18 protein-coding genes are annotated in these 19,666 nt (G+C 36.9%); 2 read left to right on the plus strand and 16 right to left on the minus strand.

What is annotated here, in order from left to right:
- Positions 1 to 80: 80 nt before the first annotated feature.
- From ACYVJ6_RS07055 to ACYVJ6_RS07110, 12 genes are all read right to left on the minus strand, one after another.
- Positions 81 to 845 (minus strand): hypothetical protein, encoded by a 765-nt coding sequence (locus ACYVJ6_RS07055; protein ID WP_460693345.1) that lies wholly within the window; start codon positions 843 to 845, stop codon positions 81 to 83.
- 169 nt (positions 846 to 1,014) lie between these two features.
- Positions 1,015 to 1,953 (minus strand): phosphatase PAP2 family protein, encoded by a 939-nt coding sequence (locus tag ACYVJ6_RS07060; RefSeq protein ID WP_460693346.1) that lies wholly within the window; start codon positions 1,951 to 1,953, stop codon positions 1,015 to 1,017.
- A 1-nt stretch (position 1,954) separates the two neighbouring features.
- The gene (locus tag ACYVJ6_RS07065) at positions 1,955 to 2,578 is read right to left on the minus strand and encodes a sterol desaturase family protein (RefSeq protein WP_460693347.1); all 624 of its coding nucleotides are present in this window, start codon (positions 2,576 to 2,578) and stop codon (positions 1,955 to 1,957) included.
- A 5-nt stretch (positions 2,579 to 2,583) separates the two neighbouring features.
- A complete protein-coding gene (locus tag ACYVJ6_RS07070) occupies positions 2,584 to 3,147 on the minus strand; it encodes a DUF4833 domain-containing protein (RefSeq protein ID WP_460693348.1) in 564 nt (187 codons plus the stop codon).
- Positions 3,147 to 3,878, minus strand: coding sequence for a CDP-alcohol phosphatidyltransferase family protein (locus tag ACYVJ6_RS07075; RefSeq protein WP_460693349.1), 732 nt, complete (start codon positions 3,876 to 3,878; stop codon positions 3,147 to 3,149). Before ACYVJ6_RS07075 ends, ACYVJ6_RS07070 begins: the two co-directional genes overlap by 1 nt.
- 19 nt (positions 3,879 to 3,897) lie before the next feature.
- Positions 3,898 to 6,450, minus strand: coding sequence for a DUF5686 and carboxypeptidase-like regulatory domain-containing protein (locus ACYVJ6_RS07080; RefSeq protein WP_460693350.1), 2,553 nt, complete (start codon positions 6,448 to 6,450; stop codon positions 3,898 to 3,900).
- A gap of 172 nt (positions 6,451 to 6,622) precedes the next feature.
- The gene (locus ACYVJ6_RS07085) at positions 6,623 to 7,081 is read right to left on the minus strand and encodes a phosphatidylglycerophosphatase A family protein (protein WP_460693351.1); all 459 of its coding nucleotides are present in this window, start codon (positions 7,079 to 7,081) and stop codon (positions 6,623 to 6,625) included.
- Positions 7,068 to 8,396, minus strand: a complete 1,329-nt coding sequence (locus ACYVJ6_RS07090; RefSeq protein ID WP_460693352.1) for an inositol-3-phosphate synthase — start codon at positions 8,394 to 8,396, stop codon at positions 7,068 to 7,070. The genes ACYVJ6_RS07085 and ACYVJ6_RS07090 overlap by 14 nt, the downstream gene beginning before the upstream one ends.
- Before the next feature lie 27 nt (positions 8,397 to 8,423).
- Positions 8,424 to 9,410: an NAD-dependent epimerase/dehydratase family protein gene (locus ACYVJ6_RS07095; protein WP_460693353.1), complete on the minus strand. Its 987-nt coding sequence runs from the start codon at positions 9,408 to 9,410 to the stop codon at positions 8,424 to 8,426.
- Positions 9,407 to 10,525, minus strand: a complete 1,119-nt coding sequence (locus ACYVJ6_RS07100) for a hypothetical protein (protein ID WP_460693354.1) — start codon at positions 10,523 to 10,525, stop codon at positions 9,407 to 9,409. Before ACYVJ6_RS07100 ends, ACYVJ6_RS07095 begins: the two co-directional genes overlap by 4 nt.
- Before the next feature lie 76 nt (positions 10,526 to 10,601).
- Positions 10,602 to 11,810: a serine palmitoyltransferase gene (spt, locus tag ACYVJ6_RS07105; RefSeq protein WP_460693355.1), complete on the minus strand. Its 1,209-nt coding sequence runs from the start codon at positions 11,808 to 11,810 to the stop codon at positions 10,602 to 10,604.
- Between the two features lie 442 nt (positions 11,811 to 12,252).
- Positions 12,253 to 12,783 (minus strand): hypothetical protein, encoded by a 531-nt coding sequence (locus ACYVJ6_RS07110; protein ID WP_460693356.1) that lies wholly within the window; start codon positions 12,781 to 12,783, stop codon positions 12,253 to 12,255.
- Between the two features lie 388 nt (positions 12,784 to 13,171).
- On the opposite strand from ACYVJ6_RS07110, the gene ACYVJ6_RS07115 reads away from it, so the two are divergent.
- Positions 13,172 to 13,624 carry a QcrA and Rieske domain-containing protein gene (locus ACYVJ6_RS07115; RefSeq protein ID WP_460693357.1) on the plus strand — a complete coding sequence of 151 codons (453 nt, stop codon included), beginning with the start codon at positions 13,172 to 13,174 and terminating at the stop codon, positions 13,622 to 13,624.
- Between the two features lie 11 nt (positions 13,625 to 13,635).
- Here ACYVJ6_RS07115 and ACYVJ6_RS07120 read toward each other — a convergent pair whose 3' ends face one another.
- On the minus strand, positions 13,636 to 15,426 hold the full coding sequence (locus tag ACYVJ6_RS07120) for a glycoside hydrolase family 9 protein (RefSeq protein WP_460693358.1): 1,791 nt from the start codon (positions 15,424 to 15,426) through the stop codon (positions 13,636 to 13,638).
- Between the two features lie 140 nt (positions 15,427 to 15,566).
- On the opposite strand from ACYVJ6_RS07120, the gene ACYVJ6_RS07125 reads away from it, so the two are divergent.
- Positions 15,567 to 16,016, plus strand: coding sequence for a KTSC domain-containing protein (locus tag ACYVJ6_RS07125; RefSeq protein ID WP_460693359.1), 450 nt, complete (start codon positions 15,567 to 15,569; stop codon positions 16,014 to 16,016).
- Here ACYVJ6_RS07125 and ACYVJ6_RS07130 read toward each other — a convergent pair.
- The 3 genes from ACYVJ6_RS07130 to ACYVJ6_RS07140 form a co-directional block, all read right to left on the minus strand.
- Positions 16,013 to 16,450, minus strand: coding sequence for a molybdenum cofactor biosynthesis protein MoaE (locus ACYVJ6_RS07130; RefSeq protein ID WP_460693360.1), 438 nt, complete (start codon positions 16,448 to 16,450; stop codon positions 16,013 to 16,015). The two genes, ACYVJ6_RS07125 and ACYVJ6_RS07130, sit on opposite strands and share 4 nt — an antisense overlap.
- Complete coding sequence (locus ACYVJ6_RS07135) at positions 16,443 to 16,685, minus strand: MoaD/ThiS family protein (protein ID WP_460693361.1); 243 nt, start codon at positions 16,683 to 16,685, stop codon at positions 16,443 to 16,445. The genes ACYVJ6_RS07130 and ACYVJ6_RS07135 overlap by 8 nt, the downstream gene beginning before the upstream one ends.
- Positions 16,686 to 16,788: 103 nt before the next feature.
- A complete protein-coding gene (locus tag ACYVJ6_RS07140) occupies positions 16,789 to 19,659 on the minus strand; it encodes an outer membrane beta-barrel protein (protein WP_460693362.1) in 2,871 nt (956 codons plus the stop codon).
- Positions 19,660 to 19,666 lie beyond the last annotated feature (7 nt).

Here is a 19,666-nt window from a genome sequence, read left to right on the forward strand (position 1 = left end):
TTAATAAAGGGCCCTGGTTTAATATCTGTTGCGTTTGTACAAAAGCCAAATCAATAACAGAGCAAAAAAGATTACAGAAACTATAATGAAGCTATTTTTCTTGAAGAAACTGCTTTGGTCTTTTTCGCTGTTAGGAGTTTTTTTTTACTTTGCGCCGAATCCGCCGCAGCAATTTTAGCTAATTGTGCCTGTTCAGCTTTGCGTATGCTATCATTTATAAAGTCGCGTCTTCTTAAAGCAGCCGCTTCTTTGGTATGATTTTTCATTTTGCCATAAAGCATGGCATAATTTTCCTGTACTATAGCTTCGGTTTTTGCAAAATGATTGTTGGTAGATAGTTTTAGCGCCTCATTTAAATCGCGCATTGCTAAGCTGTAATCTTTTATATCGGCTTTTATAGCAGCCAATTCAAGTAATGATGATATGATGTTAGGTACATCATTTATAGCACGCGATAATGTATTTGATTGTAAAACAAACCATTTGGCCTGGCTAAACTTTTTTTGCGCACGGTATACTTTTACCAGGTTATCAAAGCTATTGCGCATACCCACCGTGTCATAATATTTTGAATAATTACGCATGGCCATTATGGTGTAATTAATAGCCTCATTTTGGTAAATTGCTTTTTCTTTTTTATTGGTGATATTATCGTAATTTAAATAATGTGCCGCTATCTGAGTATATAAATCTGCTTTTAACGAATCATATGGGTTGTTTTTGAGTTCTTGTTTAAGACTGTCTAAATGTGAAAGGGTAACTATTTGTACACTGTCAGTTACAGTATGTGCAGATACGCGTATTACGGCTAAAATTAATACAGTGAATAAGGCAATTTTCTTCATATAAACAGTAATTATTACTACCTGGTAATAACTATTCAAATAACATGCCTTATATTTTAATTGTGATAATGGCCAGCCCGTTAAGCTAAAAGATGTTATTGAGGAGTTAAATGTAAGTAAATAATTAAGTATACAAAATAATTATGCCTACTAAATAGTACAGTGCAAATTACTGTATCAACAACGTATACCTGTTTAAGAAATGCTTTAAGAATTTTACTTTAGTGAATAGCAGGTGGAATATACCAATACCAATTATAGCGCAAATTATACCTGCAATAACATCCAATATATAATGATGACTGGTATAAACCGCAGTAAGCCAAATTCCCACCATTACAGAAGCTAAAATGATATTAGCATACCCTAATTTATTACGAATGCCGTAATAAACCACAACAATAGGATATGCCGAATGTAAGGATGGCATAGCCGCAAAAACATTCGAGCCTTTGGAATATATGTTTTTAAATATATGAACATTAAAAAACTGGTCAAATTTTGCTAAGCCGCCTATATCTGCTTTTGTAGCCGGATTAAATATGAACCCGTGCTGATGTATATACCAGGGTGGTGCAGCAGGGAATGTATAGTAGCCCACAAAGCCTACCAGGTTAACCACAAAAAATGTGATAGCAAAGCCCAGAAACTCTTTGCGATTTTTGAAAAACAAAAAGGTGGCAAAGCCCAGAGGTACAGGTATCCAGCATAAGTAAAATAATCCACCTACAATATCCAATATGCTGGTACCATTAATGGCCCAGTATTCGTTAGGTGTAAGTAACCTGCCGTTAAAATTTATACCAAATAGCTTTTTCTCAAAATTGTACAAATCGGCTATATGTACTGTGCTAAAATCATAATTAGGGACAGCTTTCATATAATCAAATATGATCCAGTAAACTATAAATACCGAGAAGCCTAGGATAAATTTTCGGGTTATTATTGACGAATAGAATAGGGTGTTAAATATAGCTACCAGTACCAATTGGTCTGATTTAAAACCTACTATAAAATAAGAAAGAATTAAGTATCCAATAGATAATAAGGAGACAGTAAGTATGGTTTTTAAGTTAATTGCTGACGGGGTATCAACACCTGCATTCATGCTATTTTTTTGTGAAATCTGAATCGAAAATTTTATCCCATAAAGGAGAAGTTACACCATATCCTTTATTAGGGTCGCCATAATGGTGCAGCATATGGTGTTGTTTAATAGTTTTCCAAATTTTACCTTTAAAGTTAAAATGATGTATAGCATAATGCGATATATCATAAAAAAGATAACCTAATATAAAGCCCGGAAAAAAGCCCCAAACATAATTGGTTGGTAAAATGGCATTAAACAAAAAGTAAAAGCCTGTAGCTAATGGTATGCTTAAAGAGGGGGGTAATACCAAGCGTTTGGCATCGCTTGGGTAATCATGGTGTACACCATGAAAAATAAAGTGCAGACGCATAGCCCACGGCTTATTAGGTGGCATGTAATGGAAAACAAAACGGTGCATAATGTATTCAACCAATGTCCATGTAAAAAGGCCACCTGTAAATAAACCTAAATAAAGTAAAATACCAAGGCTGTAGTAATAAGCACCATAAGTAAAACCTATTATAACCGGTATAAAAATGTATAACGGAACTGTGAAATGTACTTTAGATAGCGCTTCCAGGAAATCGCTCTTAAACATCCTTACAGATTCGTGGGAGTTTGATATGTATTTCTTTTCTGCCATTGTTATCAGGGCTTAAAACGTTCTGAAATTTCTTTGCCTGTTGAAGGATCTGTTCCATTCATTTCAACATACTTAACATTTGGTAGCCAAAAAGACCCGCCTTCAATTTTTATAAAGATACGGCTAATTGCCATTTCTTTTTGATTAACCGTTGCGAATATATGGTATTTTCCATCTTCAGCCTTCATTAGCGTTAACGGAAATTTTTTATAGGATACAAATCTAACATCATATTTATCTCGTCCCAGTGGTTTTGTAACCACACCGTACGCAAATTTACGCTGTATATAATTTAATTCCTCCTTTTGGCCTTTTTCAGCATACCTTAACCAGTATACATGCATCGGATTTTCAGGATCTAACTGCCCGTTTTTAGTAACGTTTAATTCGTATACAATAGTATTGCTGTTGGGGCTCCTCTGTACATAAAAAAGTCTGCTTATGTTATCGGCAAGGATAGGATATTTTTCATCTTCTATTGTATTAACAGCAATTATAGATGCTTTTTTTTGTATAATACTTACGGGGGTAAAGTAAATAAAAGATAATAAGGTAAAAAGTAATTTCATTAATTGGTAGCTTTATTCTCTTCTTCTAATTCCAATAAACTTTTTTTGGCATCAATTAGCCTCTTAAAGGCAGTTATATTAGTTAAAACGGCCAGTATAACAATAGGTACAGTAAATATGGATATGGTTTCAAATACATGAAACTTAACACCCGGTACAAACAATTTAAAATCGCCGCCAATATATAGCGAACAAATACCGCATAACATAGCGCATAAACCAATAGTAACCACACGCTCGGGCCGTTGCATTAATCCGCCTTTGCATTCAACTCCCAAGCCCTCGGCACGTGCCCTAACATAACTCACCATCATTGATCCTATTAATGCTATAAATGCAAATATCGAACTTAAAAAGTAATGATGTGCCACCAAATAGTAACAAATACCTAAAAACATGATCAACTCGCTGTACCTGTCTAAAACCGAGTCGTATAAAGCACCAAAGATTGATTTCATATTACCTAACCTGGCCACCTGCCCGTCAAGCATATCAAAAAGTCCTGCAAATAATATTAAGCCACCGGCCCAGCCAACATAGGTAAGGTCGCCCCGGTTACCTTCTTCTGCACCAATTATAAATACTATAGCAACGCCAATATTTAAAACAAAGCCAATGCTTGTAACCGCATTAGGAGTTAACCCTAATTTGATCAATAATTTAACAACAGGGTCAATTACTTTATAAATGCCCAATTGCAGGTTTGTACGTATTGATGTTTGCTGTTCCATTTTATTAAACAATATACGTTTAAAAATCAAATTTTAATCTTGCACGAATACCCCATTTTGCAACCCCGGGATTGTCAAGATAGGTAAACCTTCGTACCAGGTCAATACGTATTAATTTAAAAATATTTTCAACACCAACACTACCCTCCATATATGGCGTACTACCCAAAGCATAGGTAATAGGCCTGCCGTCGCTTGTAACCGGGAATTGAAATAATGTAGGCTGCAAATTAGGGTTATTCATATCACTTACAGTACCATAAGCTCCTTTGAATGAAACCACTTCGCGGAATTTTAGTTTTTTGAATAATGGTATTTTATTAAAAAAGAATCCCATAAAATGTTGGTCAACATTTAAAGTTGTGTATCTATCAGCTACAAACTCTAAAAAGTTCATCAAATTGTATGAATATAAGTTGTAGGCAAATGTTTGGTTAGCAGCAAATATATTTAACAAGGGGTACGGCACCTTGCCAAAAATATAACCACCCTCAACTATAACATCTGAAAAACCAAATTGCGACAGATATACACGCTTGTCTAAGCGTAAATGAAGGTTATGATATTTATAATCGCCGCCAAAAACATTTTTTAAACCGGCAACATAATCTAAGCTAATAATAGGATCGGGGCCCTTTATAGGTGTGCGGTAAAGTTTGCCCTGATAGTATTTTTCATTAGGTGCGTAACGTAAATTAAGTGCAAGCTCTGTGGTTGTAATGCTTGGATTACTGCCAAATGCGTTGTTAAAATATAAAGATCCAGCCGGTGCTTGTTTCAGGTTGCGGAAACCTAAACTGTATGAAAATCGGTTTTCAAATTCATGCACATAATCTAACCGGTAAAAATCATTGTAATAATATTTATCATTAGCTCCCCTTTTAAAGGACAAGAAGAAGTTATCCTGCTGTACAAACTGCAGGTTTAAACCCGGTATTTTGGTATCACGTTGAAAACTTGCCCTGATATAATGTTGTGGAAACCTATATATAGATGAATTATTAAATGAATAAGTGCCACTTAAAAAATATTTCCAGCGCTCATCAGTAAAACCATAAGCTGCGTATGTTTCAAAATAATAGCGTTTACTCAATTCAGGAGTAGTACGCCCACCAAAACGTAGTTTTAAACCTTCAACAGGGTTAAAGCTATAAAATGTATTTGCAGGGCCAATTTCAAATTTACCAAATGATTTGTAGCCCGCTAATATCAAGGTAGCAATATCAACCGTGCGTTTAAATGCGGGCATATTTTGCAGGCTATCAATATTTTTATAAGTATTTGCTTCGGCGGGGCTTAAGCTCTCCGGTCTGTTTTTAGCCCAAAACTCTTCGCTACGGTTTTTTACTTCATCAGATAACTCGGTCTCATCAGCCTTTACAATATAGGCGGTATCTTGTCTTGGCTGATTAACCAAATAGTCCATATAAGTTACTGTACGTATCCCATATATTCCCTTATCCTTCTTTTTGTTAAAGCCAAAATCTGCTAATACATTACTACGGCTTAAATGATAGCGGCCATCAGGGTTTTGTTCAAAATCCTGCTCAACAGTCATAGATTTCACGTAGTTTAAATTAATATCTCTGTTAAGGCCAAGTTTAGCACGCTGCACGGCATAGTTACCATCAAGGGTAATCCATATTTTACCTTCAAAAAGTAAATCTTGTGTATTGCGCGGTGTAAAACTTAACTCAACTACCTTAATATTATTTACAACTATAGTATCGGTAATAAAAAATTTATAATAGGTGGGAGCATCATCGGCAATAGGGCTTTTTAAATTTCTTGTAAAAATGAAAATATCATTCTTATAAATATCTACCTTGGTATATAGGCTGGTCAAGTATTGCTCTATACCATCATTATCGATAGCCGATCCAAAATCAACGCCTTCTTTACCTAATACAACTGTTCTTTCCTTTTCGGGGTTTTTGCGATAATAATACTGTGATAATTTTTCTGTTAAATACCACGGTAATAAAGATACGCCCGGAACAGTTGTAGAGTCTCTGTTGTCAAGTAGAAATTTATATTTCCTAAAAAACTTTCTCTCTGATAATGCAGGGTCCAGATTTTTAAATGATAGCTGCAATTTATCATACTCTCGGTATTCAATATAATCGTAATTCTCCGGCTGATTCTTTTCCTTATTTTCTACTACCTTACGTATCAATTCAACCGCCGGGTTATCTCTGTTGCGATAACGGGTTCTATTTCTGGTGCCGCTTACGGTTGCCTGGTTAAGCTGGGTAGCGGCGGGTGTCATTTTAATATTTAACACGGTGTCCTTCCCGGGATCAATCGCTAAAATAAGATCTTTATAACCTACATAAGTAAACTTTATTTGGGTATAATTGCCCGGATTGTTAAGCGTATACATACCATCCTCGTCAGTACGAACACCAATTGTAGTACCTGGAAATGAAACAGTAACAGCCTCAAGAGCCTCTTTATCATTAGCATCTGATACAATGCCACTTATTACACTATTTTGTGCATGTAGTAGGAGTGTACTAAGTAAAAGGAAAGCTAATAAAATTAACCTTTTATCAATATTTATAAAATTCATGTACTTGTGCAATACAAACTCTCTTTAGTAAGTAAAATAAATTTTACGTAATTAAATAACAATTTGACTATTGCTATTAAAGTATTGTTACGAATGGGCAAAGGTAAAAAAAATAAGAATTTCTTACTGTGGTCAAAAAGTCAAATAATAATATTGTAAACGGTGGGTTAATTTAATAATGAACCGGGTTTATTAGCAGGAAAATTTGAAGTACAATATTGGCATAAACTCCAGCCAGAACATCATCCATCATCACACCAAAACCTCCTGGTAAAGCCTCCATTTTTTTGATATGTAAAGGTTTAACAATATCAAAAAACCTAAAAAGCACCAGTGCCGCCACAACATAATTAATGGTTACAGGTATAAATAGCAAACTAATGCACATTCCTGCAACTTCATCAATTACAACCCGGCCATGATCTTTACCCCAAAGTGGTTCAACTTTATTGCTGCTCCATATACCCAAAGCTGTTATAATAGCTGTTATTATTAAGGCAATATGGCCCGGGTAGTTTCCTGCCCAGGCCATATACCAGCAAATACTGCAAAATATTGCTGCAACCGTTCCTGAGCCTTTGCCTATATAGCCAATTCCAAAAACAGTTGCAGTTAATTTATGAAACAACATCCTCAACCAGGTCTTCGTAATAGTCCAGTCCTAAGTGAGTTATCAGATCTTCGCCCATTAAATGGCGTAAAGTGTTCTCTAATTTTATTAGTTGCTTAAATATATCATTTTCGGCCTGTAAACCAGGTGCTGTTTGAGGCGATTTTAAGTAGAATGATAGCCATTCCTGAATACCGCTCATGTTGGCACGTTTAGCCATATCAATAAATAAAGCTAAGTCTAAAGCGATAGGAGCAGCCAGGATAGAATCGCGGCATAAAAAGTTGATCTTGATCTGCATTTTATAGCCTAACCAGCCAAAAATGTCAATGTTATCCCAGCTTTCTTTATTATCGCCGTGTGGCGGATAGTAGTTGATGCGTATTTTATGAAATATATCACCGTAAAGTTCTGGGTTATCTTCCGGGCGCAGGATATCTTCCAACACGCCTAATTTTGAAACCTCTTTGGTTTTAAAATTATCCGGGTCATCTAATACCAAGCCATCACGATTACCCAAAATATTGGTACTAAACCAGCCATTAACACCCAATGCACGTGCAGCTAAACCGGGTGCTAAAATAGTTTTCATTAAAGTTTGGCCTGTTTTAAAATCTTTACCTGCAATAGGTGTTTGGGTAAGTTTTGATAGCTCAATTAATGCAGGGATATCAACCGTTAGGTTAGGCGCACCGTTGGCAAAACCTACACCTAATTTTAAAGCGGCATAAGCATATATCATGCTTGGTGCTATCAGTTTATCGTCGTTTTTTAACCCTTCTTCAAATTTTTCAAGTGTGCTATGTACATCTGATGATTCAAAGTAAACCTCGGTTGAACCGCACCATACTAAAACAATACGCTCACAGTTATTTTGTGCCTGGAAGTTTTTAATGTCATCCATCACTTGCTGTGCCAACTCATAACGGGTACCAGTTTTTACGTGGGTACCTGTTAGGTTTTTTGCATAGTTATGGTCAAAAGCAGCTTTCATTGGTTTGATAGCCTCTAATGGGCCTCTTACTTTATTTAATAAACTTTCTTCCAACACCCCTGCATTCATAGCGGCTTCGTATACGTTATCCTCATATACGTCCCATCCTCCAAAAACTATATCATTTAAATCAGCCAGTGGAACAAAGTCTTTAATTTTTGGCCTGCGATTTTCTGTTCTTTTACCTAAACGGATAGTGCCCATTTGAGTTACAGACCCTATAGGTTGTGATATGCCTTTTTTTACAGCTTCAACACCGGCAATAAGTGTGGTTGCTACAGCGCCTAAACCCGGTAATAATATACCAAGTTTGCCATTGGCAGGTTTAATGTTGCTTTTCATTATATGTATTACTTTATTAAATGTAAATTATTTAAGCCATTTATTGGCTTTGTACCATTGTATTGTTTCTGCTACCCCTGTTTGTAAATTATAAGCAGGGTGAAAATCCAGATCGGCCTTAGCCGCATCAATATTACACGACCAATTAACAGCTTTTAGCTCGTTAAGTTTTTCAATATTTAAAACAGCCGCTTTATTGGTCAAAGAACTCACTTTTTCTGCTATACCTGCTATCATTTTTACAAAGTTTACAGGCAGATGAAATTTAACTGTTTTATTTAATAAAACAGCTTTAATATAATTAGCCAACTGATATCGGTCATAACAACCATCGTCAGATAAAATATAAGTTTTTTGGTCGCCTGCAAATAAAGCCTTTATACTTGCCTTAGCTAAATCCGCAACATATATAAAGCTTAACTTTTGTTCAATTTGGCCTATATAAGGTTCAAAACCTATGGCTACCTGCTTAAAAAAAATAAAAATATCCTTATCTCTTGGGCCATAAACGGCTGTAGGGCGTAGGATAGTATAATTTAAATTATCAATACTTCTTAACTGTTCCTCGGCCAATAACTTGCTTTTTCCATAAGCAGTAACCGGATTAGGTATTGTATTTGTTGTAATAATGCCATCTATATCGTTCAGAGGGCCAACGGCTGCTAAACTACTAATAAAAACAAATTTTTTCACATGCCCTGTTTGTGCTGCAGCCCGGGCAAGATTATAAGTATAAGTAGCGTTTATTTCATTATATTCATCAACCGTGCGTGCCCTTGTAACTCCGGCTGCGTGAATAATATAATCATAATGCTTTTCTTCAAGCTCTTTATTTAACGCTGATAGATTGTTAAAATCCAATGAAGTATATATAATATCCAGGTGTTTTAAATGGTCAATTTTGCTTGACTTTCTTACTGCTACAAATACTTCTAAATTTTTATTTAAAGCTTCAGTAACCAAATGATAGCCCACAAATCCGCTTGCGCCGGTTATTAAAACCCGCTCTTTCATATTTCTTTTTTATATAAGCGGTACTTTTTATAAGGGTCGCCTTTAATGGCTATAATTGCTTCGTTAATTAATATATTATTTTCCAGTGTCCATCCGGCTTCGGCCCATTTAAGCCCCCTGGCAGTATAGTTTTTAATAATGGTACCATATAAAACAGCCTCGATACCCATTTTACGATACCCGTCAACAACGCCTAATGCATAAATACGCAAGCTTTGTATCTTCTTTTTGCCAAATAATAGTTTAAATATCCCGGTAGGTAATAAGCGGCCCTTTTTAATGGTCTTGAAAATTTCATTGTAATTCAACAATGCCAGGCCAAAAGCAACAATTTTACCTTCCTGCTCTGCTACCAAAGCAAATTCAGGATCAAGTATTAATTTAAGGTCTTTAGCCAGGTAATCAAATTCTTCGTCTGTTAATGGCACAAAACCTGTATTTTGATCCCATGCAGAGTTATACACTTCGCGCAGTTTAGCAGTTTCTTCTTTAAAATTTTTAAGATCAACCTTGCGGATGATAATGTTATTTCGTTTTAAACGCTCCTGCAAAGCATTTAATAACCTTACCGATTTATCATCATAATTATTACCATCCCAATGCCATGCTATAAGATCTACATCTTTTTCAAAACCAAAACCTTCAATTAACCGGGCATAATAAGGTGCATTGTAAGTTTGCATTAATACCGGCGAGCTGTCAAACCCTTCCACTAATAAACCGCATGGTTCATTGGTTGAGAAATTTACCGGGCCTAAAAATTTGCCGGTAACTTCTTCTTTTTTTAACCAGTCTGTTGCAGCTTTAAATAGCAAATTGGCGGTTTCCTGATCATTTATACAATCAAAAAATCCAAAGAAGCCATCATTAACCTTGTTGTATTGATTATGTGCATTATTTAATATAGCGGCTATACGGCCCACAACCTTATCGCCATCGTAAGCTAAAAAACACTGTAGTTTATTGTGTTTGTGAAAAGGGTGTTTGGTTAGCAAGTCGCGCTGGGCTATAAATAATTCGGGCACATAATTAGGATCATGCTCATACAGGCCATGCGGAAAATCAATAAATGCTGAGAGTTCTTTTTTTGACTTAACCGGTATTATCTTTTTCATTTAGGTTATGCGGACTTTGTAATGCCTATAAAGCAAAATGCAGCTATAGTTATATAGCTGCATTTTGTATAGAAATTTATATTCTTTCTTTTACAGATGAGACAACACCTACATCTTTAAATGCTTTGGCTATTTTCTCAACGGCTTCATCAATTTGGTCAAACGTATGTGTGGCCATTAATGAGAAGCGTAGTAATGATGAATCTGAAGGTACGGCAGGTGATACAACAGGGTTAACAAAAACACCGGACGATTGCAAGTGGTTGGTAACAGCAAAAGTTTTTTCGTTATCACGAACGTATATAGGTAATATAGGGCTTTCGGTAGGGCCAAGGTCAAAACCTTCGTCCAATAAAAGTTTCATGGCATAATTGGTGTTATCCCAAAGTTTCTGAATACGTTCTGGCTCTGATTCAATAATATCTAAAGCTGCAATAACGCTGGCGACTGAACCCGGAGGCATACTTGCACTAAACATTAATGAACGGGCACGGTGCTTAATATAATCAATCGTATCACGATCAGCAGCAATAAAACCACCTAATGATGCTAATGATTTACTAAAAGTACCCATGATCAGATCAACACTGTCAGTTAAATTAAAGTGCGAAGCGGTACCGGCACCCTTATCACCAATAACCCCAAGGCTATGGGCATCATCAATCATAATATTAGCACCAAACTGATCGGCAAGAGTAACAATTTCAGGCAATTTAACAATATCACCTTCCATACTGAATATACCATCTACAGCAATAACTTTAACCGCTTCTTCCGGCAGGATGCTCAACTTACGTTTAAGATCATCCATATCATTATGGGCGTATTTAATAACTTTTGAAAATGAAAGACGACTGCCATCAATTATACAGGCGTGATCATACTCGTCTAATATCAAATAATCATTACGGCCTGTAATGCATGAAAGTACACCTAAGTTAACCTGGTAGCCGGTGCTAAATAATACTGTAGCCTCTTTGCCTGTATATGCTGCTAATCTGTCTTCTAATTCGATGTGAATGTCAAGGGTGCCATTTAAAAATCTCGATCCTGCACAACCCGTTCCGTATTTATCAATTGCTTTTTTAGAAGCCTCTTTAATTTTAGGGTGATTAGTTAATCCTAAGTATGAATTAGAACCAAACATCAACACCCTATGATTATCGATCATCACTTCAGTATCCTGTGCAGACTCAATTGGCCTGAAATAAGGATATAATCCTTTTTCACGCAGCATATTCGCTACTTGAAACTGAGCAATCTTCTCATGTAATTTTTTAACCATGTATTAACCCTGCTTAAATTTTTTGTAAAAATACCATGAATAAGCTTATAACCTATATTAAGTATGTAAATTTTTTAAACATTACTTTATGCGCCAAAGTAACAGTTCCTTCCCAATCGGCAAATTAATTAAATTTTTTGTTTAGTTAAGTCCTCTGACTTTCATTTTTTTAACAATATCACAAAAAAGTGGTTTAAGATATGATTAATACAGTAATAGTAAGTATATTTTTTTATTTGTAGCGGTTTATTAAATATCGGCTAATATTCTAATCTTTCAATATTTAACTTTTATTTTTTACCAATCGTTCAATCTGTTGCTGCCAATTGATAAAAATATTATTGTTGATAATTTTTCATCGGCTTCTTCCCGATTGAATTTTCAAGTACTAAAAAGCCCTCTTTGCTAAACAAAAAGGGCCTTTAGTAAGCATATTAAAAATTTATAACTTAAAGCCGTAAGCAAGACGTAAGCCAACTAAACCATAATTATTGTTTTGCCCGGCAAAGTTTTCATAACGTGCAGATACATCCCATGTTTTATTGGCCCAGCCTAATGCAGGAGATGCAATAAATTTGGTACTACCACCACTATTGGTCTCAAAGCCTGCACCTACTTCGGCGCCGAAATATAAATTTTGTGCAAAGAAAGCTTTTATACCTGCTTTTAAAGGTACAATGCCTATATCGCCATATTTTATCGTGGAGCTACCGGCCACATGTTTCCCAAACATATTATAATAACCTGATGTTAAGGTTAAGGCTAAATCATTAGTTAAGCCATATTGTAAACGTGCGGTACCACCTAAAGAAAAATTTGAAACATTGCTTGCATTACCTGTTGGTACACCAGCCTCTAATCCTATACCGAAACGAAATGCGCTTGAAGGGTTAGTTTGTGCTTTTGCATTGCTTCCGATTAATAGCGCTACACCGGTTAATGCTGCAGCTGCTAATTTTGTTAACTTTTTCATTTGTCGTGTTTTTGTTTTTTGTATATATATTATTAAAAATATTAACAGCAGCTGCGCAAATACTTTGCCAATGTCATAATTTTTTAGCCTCTTAATATTTGTAAAAGCAAAAAAAGGATACTTTATTACCACTATCATTTTGATAATGAGTTGCTATTTTATAATAGTAATTCAAGTGTCATTTACATTAATTCAACTAAAAAATATGTTGAAAAAATATTAACGTCTGTCAAAAGTGTATGCTTGTCAGTAACTTTTGTATACTTATTAGTGCCATTTATCTTCTCGTTTCATTATTGTATCAATTTTTTAATAGGAAAGCAACCCCCATTTAAATAACAGCGTATTGCTGAAAGAAAGGTCTTATTAACAATTAATAAATATATTTATGGAAAGAGAAGAGTTTATATCAAAATTAGGTTTAGGTGTATTAATTGCATGTACAGGTTGTGGCCTGGCATCTTGCGGTGGTTCAAAAAGCAATGATCCTACACCTAACCCGGGAGGAGGTACGCCCCCGCCTGCACCCGGTAGCGGAGCTGTGTTCACAACCGATCTTAACACCAGCTTATTAAATGTTGGCGATAGCAAGGTTTTAAATGGGGTAATACTCGTGCGCATTGCATCAGGTAATGTTGCAAGTTCATTTACAGCTGTACAAGTAGCCTGTACACATGAGGGTACCTCAATTAATTATAATGCAGGCCAGGCAAAATTTATCTGCCCAAATCATGGTAGTCAGTTTAGCCAGTCTGGGCAGGTAACTTTAGGTCCGGCAGCAACTAATTTAAAAACGTATACGGTAACGGTTAATGGTACAATTGCCACAGTTACAGCCTAAATTTACTTAGGCTATTTGCTTGTATAACCGGCTGTAGCCTTTAATGCTTCAATAGCATTAACTAAATAGGCAAAAGGCGCATTCCAGTTAATAGCTATCTCGTTAGACGCATACGCCTGGTCATTATCAGAGTATGCACGATTGGGTATTTTTGATGGCAAAGGGATTTTATCTTGGGGACTTGGATTTGGCCCTCCGGATAAAAGCCCCGGTATTGGGTCAACTATTCCATCGGCTACTGATTGGCGATGGTGTGGGTGCATAAGTGGTTTATACCCAAAACCTGTCACCAGCGAGTAGCTTGTACCATTGCGGCCCAGCAAATAATCCAAATTAGCTAACGCCACATTTAGGTATTGCTGATTATGAGTTAGTAAATATGCATTTATAAGGGCAACTCCCTGGTTGGCGGCTACTGAGCTACTTCCCCATACAAAATCTCGGTTTGAGCGGCCCATTGCGGTTTGGTAAGCGGTTAATGTGGCAGGATTGGCCAAACTATCTGCAAATGCTGTTAGTTTTTGAGTTAATATAGGTACCGCTGCTTGTACAATAGGCGTTAATTGGTTTCGATTGCGCAATAAACTATAATAAGCCAACATCCGTACCTGTGCCCATGATGGTATAGACATACGGATATTATTTAACGATAAATTTTTAAGATAACTCTCATCTTTAGTGGTAATATATAATTCAGCCGCCGCCCAATCAAACTCATCATCAAACCTGTTATCGCCATAACCGCCTGTCACTACTTTTGGCTCAAATTGCTTATTCATGGCATCCTGGTTATAGGCCATTTTAGGGTTAATTAAAGCCCATTGCCAGGCTTTTACAGATGCTTTAAGACATGAGTCTGCCAAACCGGGGATTTGCTTATCAAAGGGTTTTAAAATTCTGCTTGCCTGTGCCATTACCGCCGCAAAATCAAGCGTAGCAGCAGTGCCTTTTTGTACCACATAGCGTGGGGTAGTAGCTTTATCGGGCATTATCATACCGTCAAATGATGCATTGGTTAGCTTATTATAAACCCCGCCGTCGTCAGGATCCTGCATAGCCAGCATCCAACGCAGGTTCCATAAGCACTCATCCAGTATATCAGGCAATTGGTTGTTGCTTTCGGGTATATTTAAATTAATAGCCTTCATATGTGCCGGAAAATCCTCATACAAAGAAAACAGCGTGCCCATAGTAATGCCGCTGTTTACCACATAAATATTGTAGTCTCCCGCATCATACCATCCCCTGGGAACGGAAATAACGCTCCCTGCGGGGCGTTTATCTGTTGCCGCAGACGGATGTATCAATACATCATTACCGGGGTGCCCGGCGGCCCTATTCCACTTGCCGGCATATTTTTCAAGTAGGGGGATAGATGCCCGTTGATAATAATAACCTTTTATAGCTGCTGTCGCCACTTTTTCATATGCGTCAGGACTGATAGTAAATGGGTAACTATAACCTGCATCAGGCACATTTAAAATATAATGTCCGCTTTGTTGTACACTTGAAAAACTGGCCTGGTAAATGGTTCTGCCGGATAGATCAGGTTTTGCAGAGGGTATAAGCGTTCCGGTAAAAATAGTTTTATGTGCAGGAGTTTCAATTGTAAATTTTTGAGCACGGTCTGTAAGGACTATCGCCATTTTTGGCCCCTTGGAATAAAAGCCCAATTGGTTTAAGCGAATGCTATCTGATACGGATGAGGCAGATTGAGCATTTGCAGATGTACAGACTAATATGCAGCAGGTAATAAACAGCATGCCTGCAAGAGTTTTAAAGTGATCTGTAAGTGATTTCATGATTTTAATTGGTTATACGAATATAATATAAAACCCGGTTTATAAGCATTGTAGCTATTGGAGAAATTTAAGTGTACCTTTGCAAAATTATTTTGATAGTGGTATATGGTTTACTTACCATCAACAATAAAATTATATTGATGAAAAAAATTGTTGAATACAGGAAGCTGTTAGGAGTAAATGAAGCTGCGGAACTGCAGGAGCTTAAATCTGTTTACCGGAATTTGATGAAAACCTGGCACCCTGATAAATTTCAGGATAGTGCTGAAAGCAGGGTGGAGGCCGAGGAAAAAAGCAAGACCATTATTGAAGCCTATCATTTTTTGGTGAGCATTGCGCCGGAAACCCGCGATCAATCTTTTGCTGAGTACACTATTACCACTACCACATCTGCAATTGCTGATTTTGAGTATCGGTCGCAAGTATTAAAAATATCTTTTTTAGATGGTAATGAGTACGAATATTTTGATGTACCTAAGGCAGTTTATATAAAGCTAATTAATGCAGATTCGCCGGGCAGGTTTGCACGCAGGCATATTTATAATGAATATGTTTACAGGAGTGTAAATAAGCTGGTGGCTACCGCCTAAGGGTGTGCTGCAACCCAAACTTCGCCATCTTCAAATATTTCTTTTTTCCAGATAGGTACCGTTTGTTTAAGGGTATCAATAATATAACGGCAGGCATCAAAAGCGGCATCACGATGGGCTGCCGCTACTGCAATAATTACAGGTATTTCGCCAACATCTAATACTCCGGTACGGTGATGGATCAGTATTTTTTGAATTGGCCATTTACAATATGCCTGCTCTGCTATCTTTTCCATTTCTTTTAGCGCCATGTTTTTATAGGCCTCAAACTCCAGGCGTATAACTTTTTTGCCTTTGGTGGTATCGCGTACAGAGCCAATAAAAATATCAATGCCTCCGGCCTGTGGAGACATTATCCAATCAACGCAATTGGTTACGTTTAAAGGAGTAGCGTATATTTCTATTTGTTTGATCACCAATAATCTGTTATCCACCACTTACCGGTGGAATGATGGCTATTTCATCACGCTCATGTATGGTGTCACCATCCAAAGCATATTCATCATTTACCGCTACCATATAACTGGCCAGCTTTTTAAGCCGTGGGTATTTATCTTCTAAAAGATATTTTAAATTATATATCGTAGCGTCGTTTGTTAGCTGTACACTTATTTCCGGTCCTCCAAAAATATCTTTCGCTACTCCAAAAGCCAATATATTAATATTCATATATCAAAAATAAAGTAATTATATCATAATGGGGTAGGTAAAGTAGGTAAATAAAAAAAGCCAATTGAGATATCAATTGGCTTTTTTTAATAGTATTTAGTAGTTAGTTAATGAAACTTCCGTCGCCTCTTCTGAATGATGGCTGACCGTTTCTTCCGGTTGGCCTACCTGTCCATTTCTGGAAGTTTAAGCGCACACCCACCATGAAATACCTGCTATCGACATTTGAAAGTGTGTAACTGGTACCGGTTGAGCTAACTGATTGGTTAACAAAAAAGTTTTGGTGGAATACGTCATATACGTTAAATGTTAGCGTAATAAATCTGCTTGTCCCAAATTCTTTTTCAAATCCGGCGTTAACAACTAAAGGATTTTTTTGCTGACTTGCACTTATGCCACTAACATAATTTTTTGACGCGCTATAATTAATCTGCCATGTTTTAAAGAAATAAAAGCGTCCGTCAATGGCCAACGCTGTGGTTTGTAACGAAGTTGCTTTTGCATTACGGGTTGTAGAATATTGACGGGTTAAAACATATGATACATATGGGTTTATCTCAATATTATCGGTAGGTTGTAGCCTTGGCCCAAAACGTTGGTTAAAGCTCCATGAAGTAGTATGGTAAGCAACATTATTACTAAATGCATTGGTATAGCCATAAGTAACACCACCATTCAATGATAAATTGTACCTGCGGTTATTCAACTGTTTAGATAAGCTATAATTACCTGTGATGTTATGGGAACCATTTATGTTTACATACTCTGTTTGATTAATTGATTTACTTCCTTTGCTAGCGTCAGCAGTATCAATTAATGATATGATCTGTGAAGTATTGGTTGATACCGAATTATTAGTTAATGAACCTTGTACAGAAGCTGAAATACTAACTTTTGAATTAGCCAGGTAGTTGTTATACCTTAAGTTTACGCTATTGCTTAGTGAAGGTTTCAAGTTAGGGTTACCAATAACTATATTAAGCGGATCGGTCCTGTCTGTAAAAGGTTGTATTTGGTTGAAACTTGGTTCGTTAGTTGTAGTGTTTAAAGTAAGATCCAATCTTTCGGTACGAGACCAGGCATAGTTTAGCGTTAACCTTGGTGCAACCATAAAATATGATTGAGAGGTTTCCACATTTTGGCCAACGCCGGCGTTAAGTTTAGTACCATTTAATGCAATAGGTATAGCTTGTATACCTAATAATAAAGTAAACTTAGTGCCTGTATAGCGGTAATTTAATGAAGAACGATATTCTGTAATATTATAGTTAAATAAATTATCCAGATTGTGCAATGGCGTTATTGCTCCACCATTTAGATCATCTATATTAGATGTTAAAGCAGAGTTAACGTTATTTGATCTGCGCATCTGTACATTTAACTCCAAACGTGAAGTTTTGCTTAAAGGCTCAGCGTAAGTAAGACTGGTTCTGAAAGTTGTATTCCTGTTTCTGGTTTGGATCAAAGTATGAGGCAATGAATCTTTAAACGGCGGATTATATGATTCGTTAGCATAGAAGCGATAACTATTTAATGCGTCACGGTCTGAATTAGTTTCAGATCTGTTGATGCTGGTTTGTATAGATACATTACGCCCAGGCTTGGTAAATATATGCTGATACAACACTGTCATGCCATAACTTGGATTTGAACTTGTTGTACTGTTAATAGTACTGGTTACCTGGTGTTGAACAGGATTGAAAAAGTTAATAACATCAGATGTTGAAGTACTGTTGCTTGTAGAACTACTTGTACTAAAAGTAGGTGTTATTTGCATGTAATTTTGCTTGTTAATATCCCAATCCATCCTAAAGCTACCATTATATCCTTTAGAGGTTGAACTATTGGTTCCGCTCCTGTTATAGGTACCATTACCTCTTACTGAATAAGTTTCACCATAACTTTGGCTTCTGCTATTATTGTCGCTATAGTTATTGGTCAAACTCGCCAATACTTCTAAATTAGGAGCCCAGTTATCGCGGTAACTAAGTGATGGTGCCGCGGTAAAGCTTGTACCCGGATTACCGCCACCACCGCCGCCGCCGGTAGCACCCGGACCACGTCCGCCACCATCAGCTCCAGAGCTTGCTATACCGGTAATATTTCTTTGCACACGGCCAATTAAACTAAGTTGTTGATTGCCATTAATGCGCACTAATGATAACTGGCCATTATAGCGGCCCTGGCTGCCCGCCTGAAGCGTTGCACGGCCGGTTAACCCAACAGATCTATCTGCCTTGGTAGTAAGGTTCAATATTTTTCTCGGCTCCCCATCCCTGACACCTGTCCTGGCAGCCTGGTCGCCGTAATCATCAATAAATTGTAAGTTTTCCACTATCTCAGCCGGAAGGTTTTGTATAGTTTGTGCCAGGTTACCACCCGCAAAATCCTTTCCGTTAAGTTTGGCTCCGGTAACAGACTGACCCTGGAAAGTTACGCTACCGTCATTACCAACTTCTACTCCTTCAACTTTTTTTAATAGTTCATCTACTGTAGCATTTGGCCTAACTTTATAGTCGGCTGCTCTGATTACCGCAGTATCCGGTCCTCTGTATGATATACTTGGGGTTCCGTTAACAGTAGCTTCGTTAAGTAATATCCTGTCGTCTTTAAGTTCAATAGGATCCAATACCAATCTTGGTACGGCGTCATTGTTTTCATATTTACGTACGCTCGGTTTATATCCTTCGCCGGTTACTGTAATTAAAAACGTGGCCATTTTTACATTTTTAAATATAAATACGCCGTCTTCATTAGCCGCAACTTTCATACTGTCTTTGTCAGACTTTAAGAATACTGTTGCTCCAACGGCACCCTGGCCTGTTGGGTCTTTTACAATGCCGCTTACCTCTCTCAGGTCCACCGGAGGTGGTAAGGCAGCAGGAGTTTGGGTTACAGGTCGTCTTATCGGTTCCTGGGCAAATAATTGCAATGAAACAATGACCATAGCGGTCACAAGAAATAATTTTTTCATGTTGTGT

The organism is Mucilaginibacter puniceus (assembly GCF_054783175.1).

What these genes read in the sequence shown, in the direction of transcription:
- ACYVJ6_RS07055 (WP_460693345.1), bottom strand. Translation starts at nt 845, where the DNA reads ATGAAGAAAATTGCCTTATTCACTGTATTAATTTTAGCCGTAATACGC.
- ACYVJ6_RS07060 (WP_460693346.1), bottom strand. Translation starts at nt 1,953, where the DNA reads ATGAATGCAGGTGTTGATACCCCGTCAGCAATTAACTTAAAAACCATA.
- ACYVJ6_RS07065 (WP_460693347.1), bottom strand. Translation starts at nt 2,578, where the DNA reads ATGGCAGAAAAGAAATACATATCAAACTCCCACGAATCTGTAAGGATG.
- ACYVJ6_RS07070 (WP_460693348.1), bottom strand. Translation starts at nt 3,147, where the DNA reads ATGAAATTACTTTTTACCTTATTATCTTTTATTTACTTTACCCCCGTA.
- ACYVJ6_RS07075 (WP_460693349.1), bottom strand. Translation starts at nt 3,878, where the DNA reads ATGGAACAGCAAACATCAATACGTACAAACCTGCAATTGGGCATTTAT.
- ACYVJ6_RS07080 (WP_460693350.1), bottom strand. Translation starts at nt 6,450, where the DNA reads ATGAATTTTATAAATATTGATAAAAGGTTAATTTTATTAGCTTTCCTT.
- ACYVJ6_RS07085 (WP_460693351.1), bottom strand. Translation starts at nt 7,081, where the DNA reads ATGTTGTTTCATAAATTAACTGCAACTGTTTTTGGAATTGGCTATATA.
- ACYVJ6_RS07090 (WP_460693352.1), bottom strand. Translation starts at nt 8,396, where the DNA reads ATGAAAAGCAACATTAAACCTGCCAATGGCAAACTTGGTATATTATTA.
- ACYVJ6_RS07095 (WP_460693353.1), bottom strand. Translation starts at nt 9,410, where the DNA reads ATGAAAGAGCGGGTTTTAATAACCGGCGCAAGCGGATTTGTGGGCTAT.
- ACYVJ6_RS07100 (WP_460693354.1), bottom strand. Translation starts at nt 10,525, where the DNA reads ATGAAAAAGATAATACCGGTTAAGTCAAAAAAAGAACTCTCAGCATTT.
- spt (WP_460693355.1), bottom strand. Translation starts at nt 11,810, where the DNA reads ATGGTTAAAAAATTACATGAGAAGATTGCTCAGTTTCAAGTAGCGAAT.
- ACYVJ6_RS07110 (WP_460693356.1), bottom strand. Translation starts at nt 12,783, where the DNA reads ATGAAAAAGTTAACAAAATTAGCAGCTGCAGCATTAACCGGTGTAGCG.
- ACYVJ6_RS07115 (WP_460693357.1), top strand. Translation starts at nt 13,172, where the DNA reads ATGGAAAGAGAAGAGTTTATATCAAAATTAGGTTTAGGTGTATTAATT.
- ACYVJ6_RS07120 (WP_460693358.1), bottom strand. Translation starts at nt 15,426, where the DNA reads ATGAAATCACTTACAGATCACTTTAAAACTCTTGCAGGCATGCTGTTT.
- ACYVJ6_RS07125 (WP_460693359.1), top strand. Translation starts at nt 15,567, where the DNA reads ATGAAAAAAATTGTTGAATACAGGAAGCTGTTAGGAGTAAATGAAGCT.
- ACYVJ6_RS07135 (WP_460693361.1), bottom strand. Translation starts at nt 16,685, where the DNA reads ATGAATATTAATATATTGGCTTTTGGAGTAGCGAAAGATATTTTTGGA.
- ACYVJ6_RS07140 (WP_460693362.1), bottom strand. Translation starts at nt 19,659, where the DNA reads ATGAAAAAATTATTTCTTGTGACCGCTATGGTCATTGTTTCATTGCAA.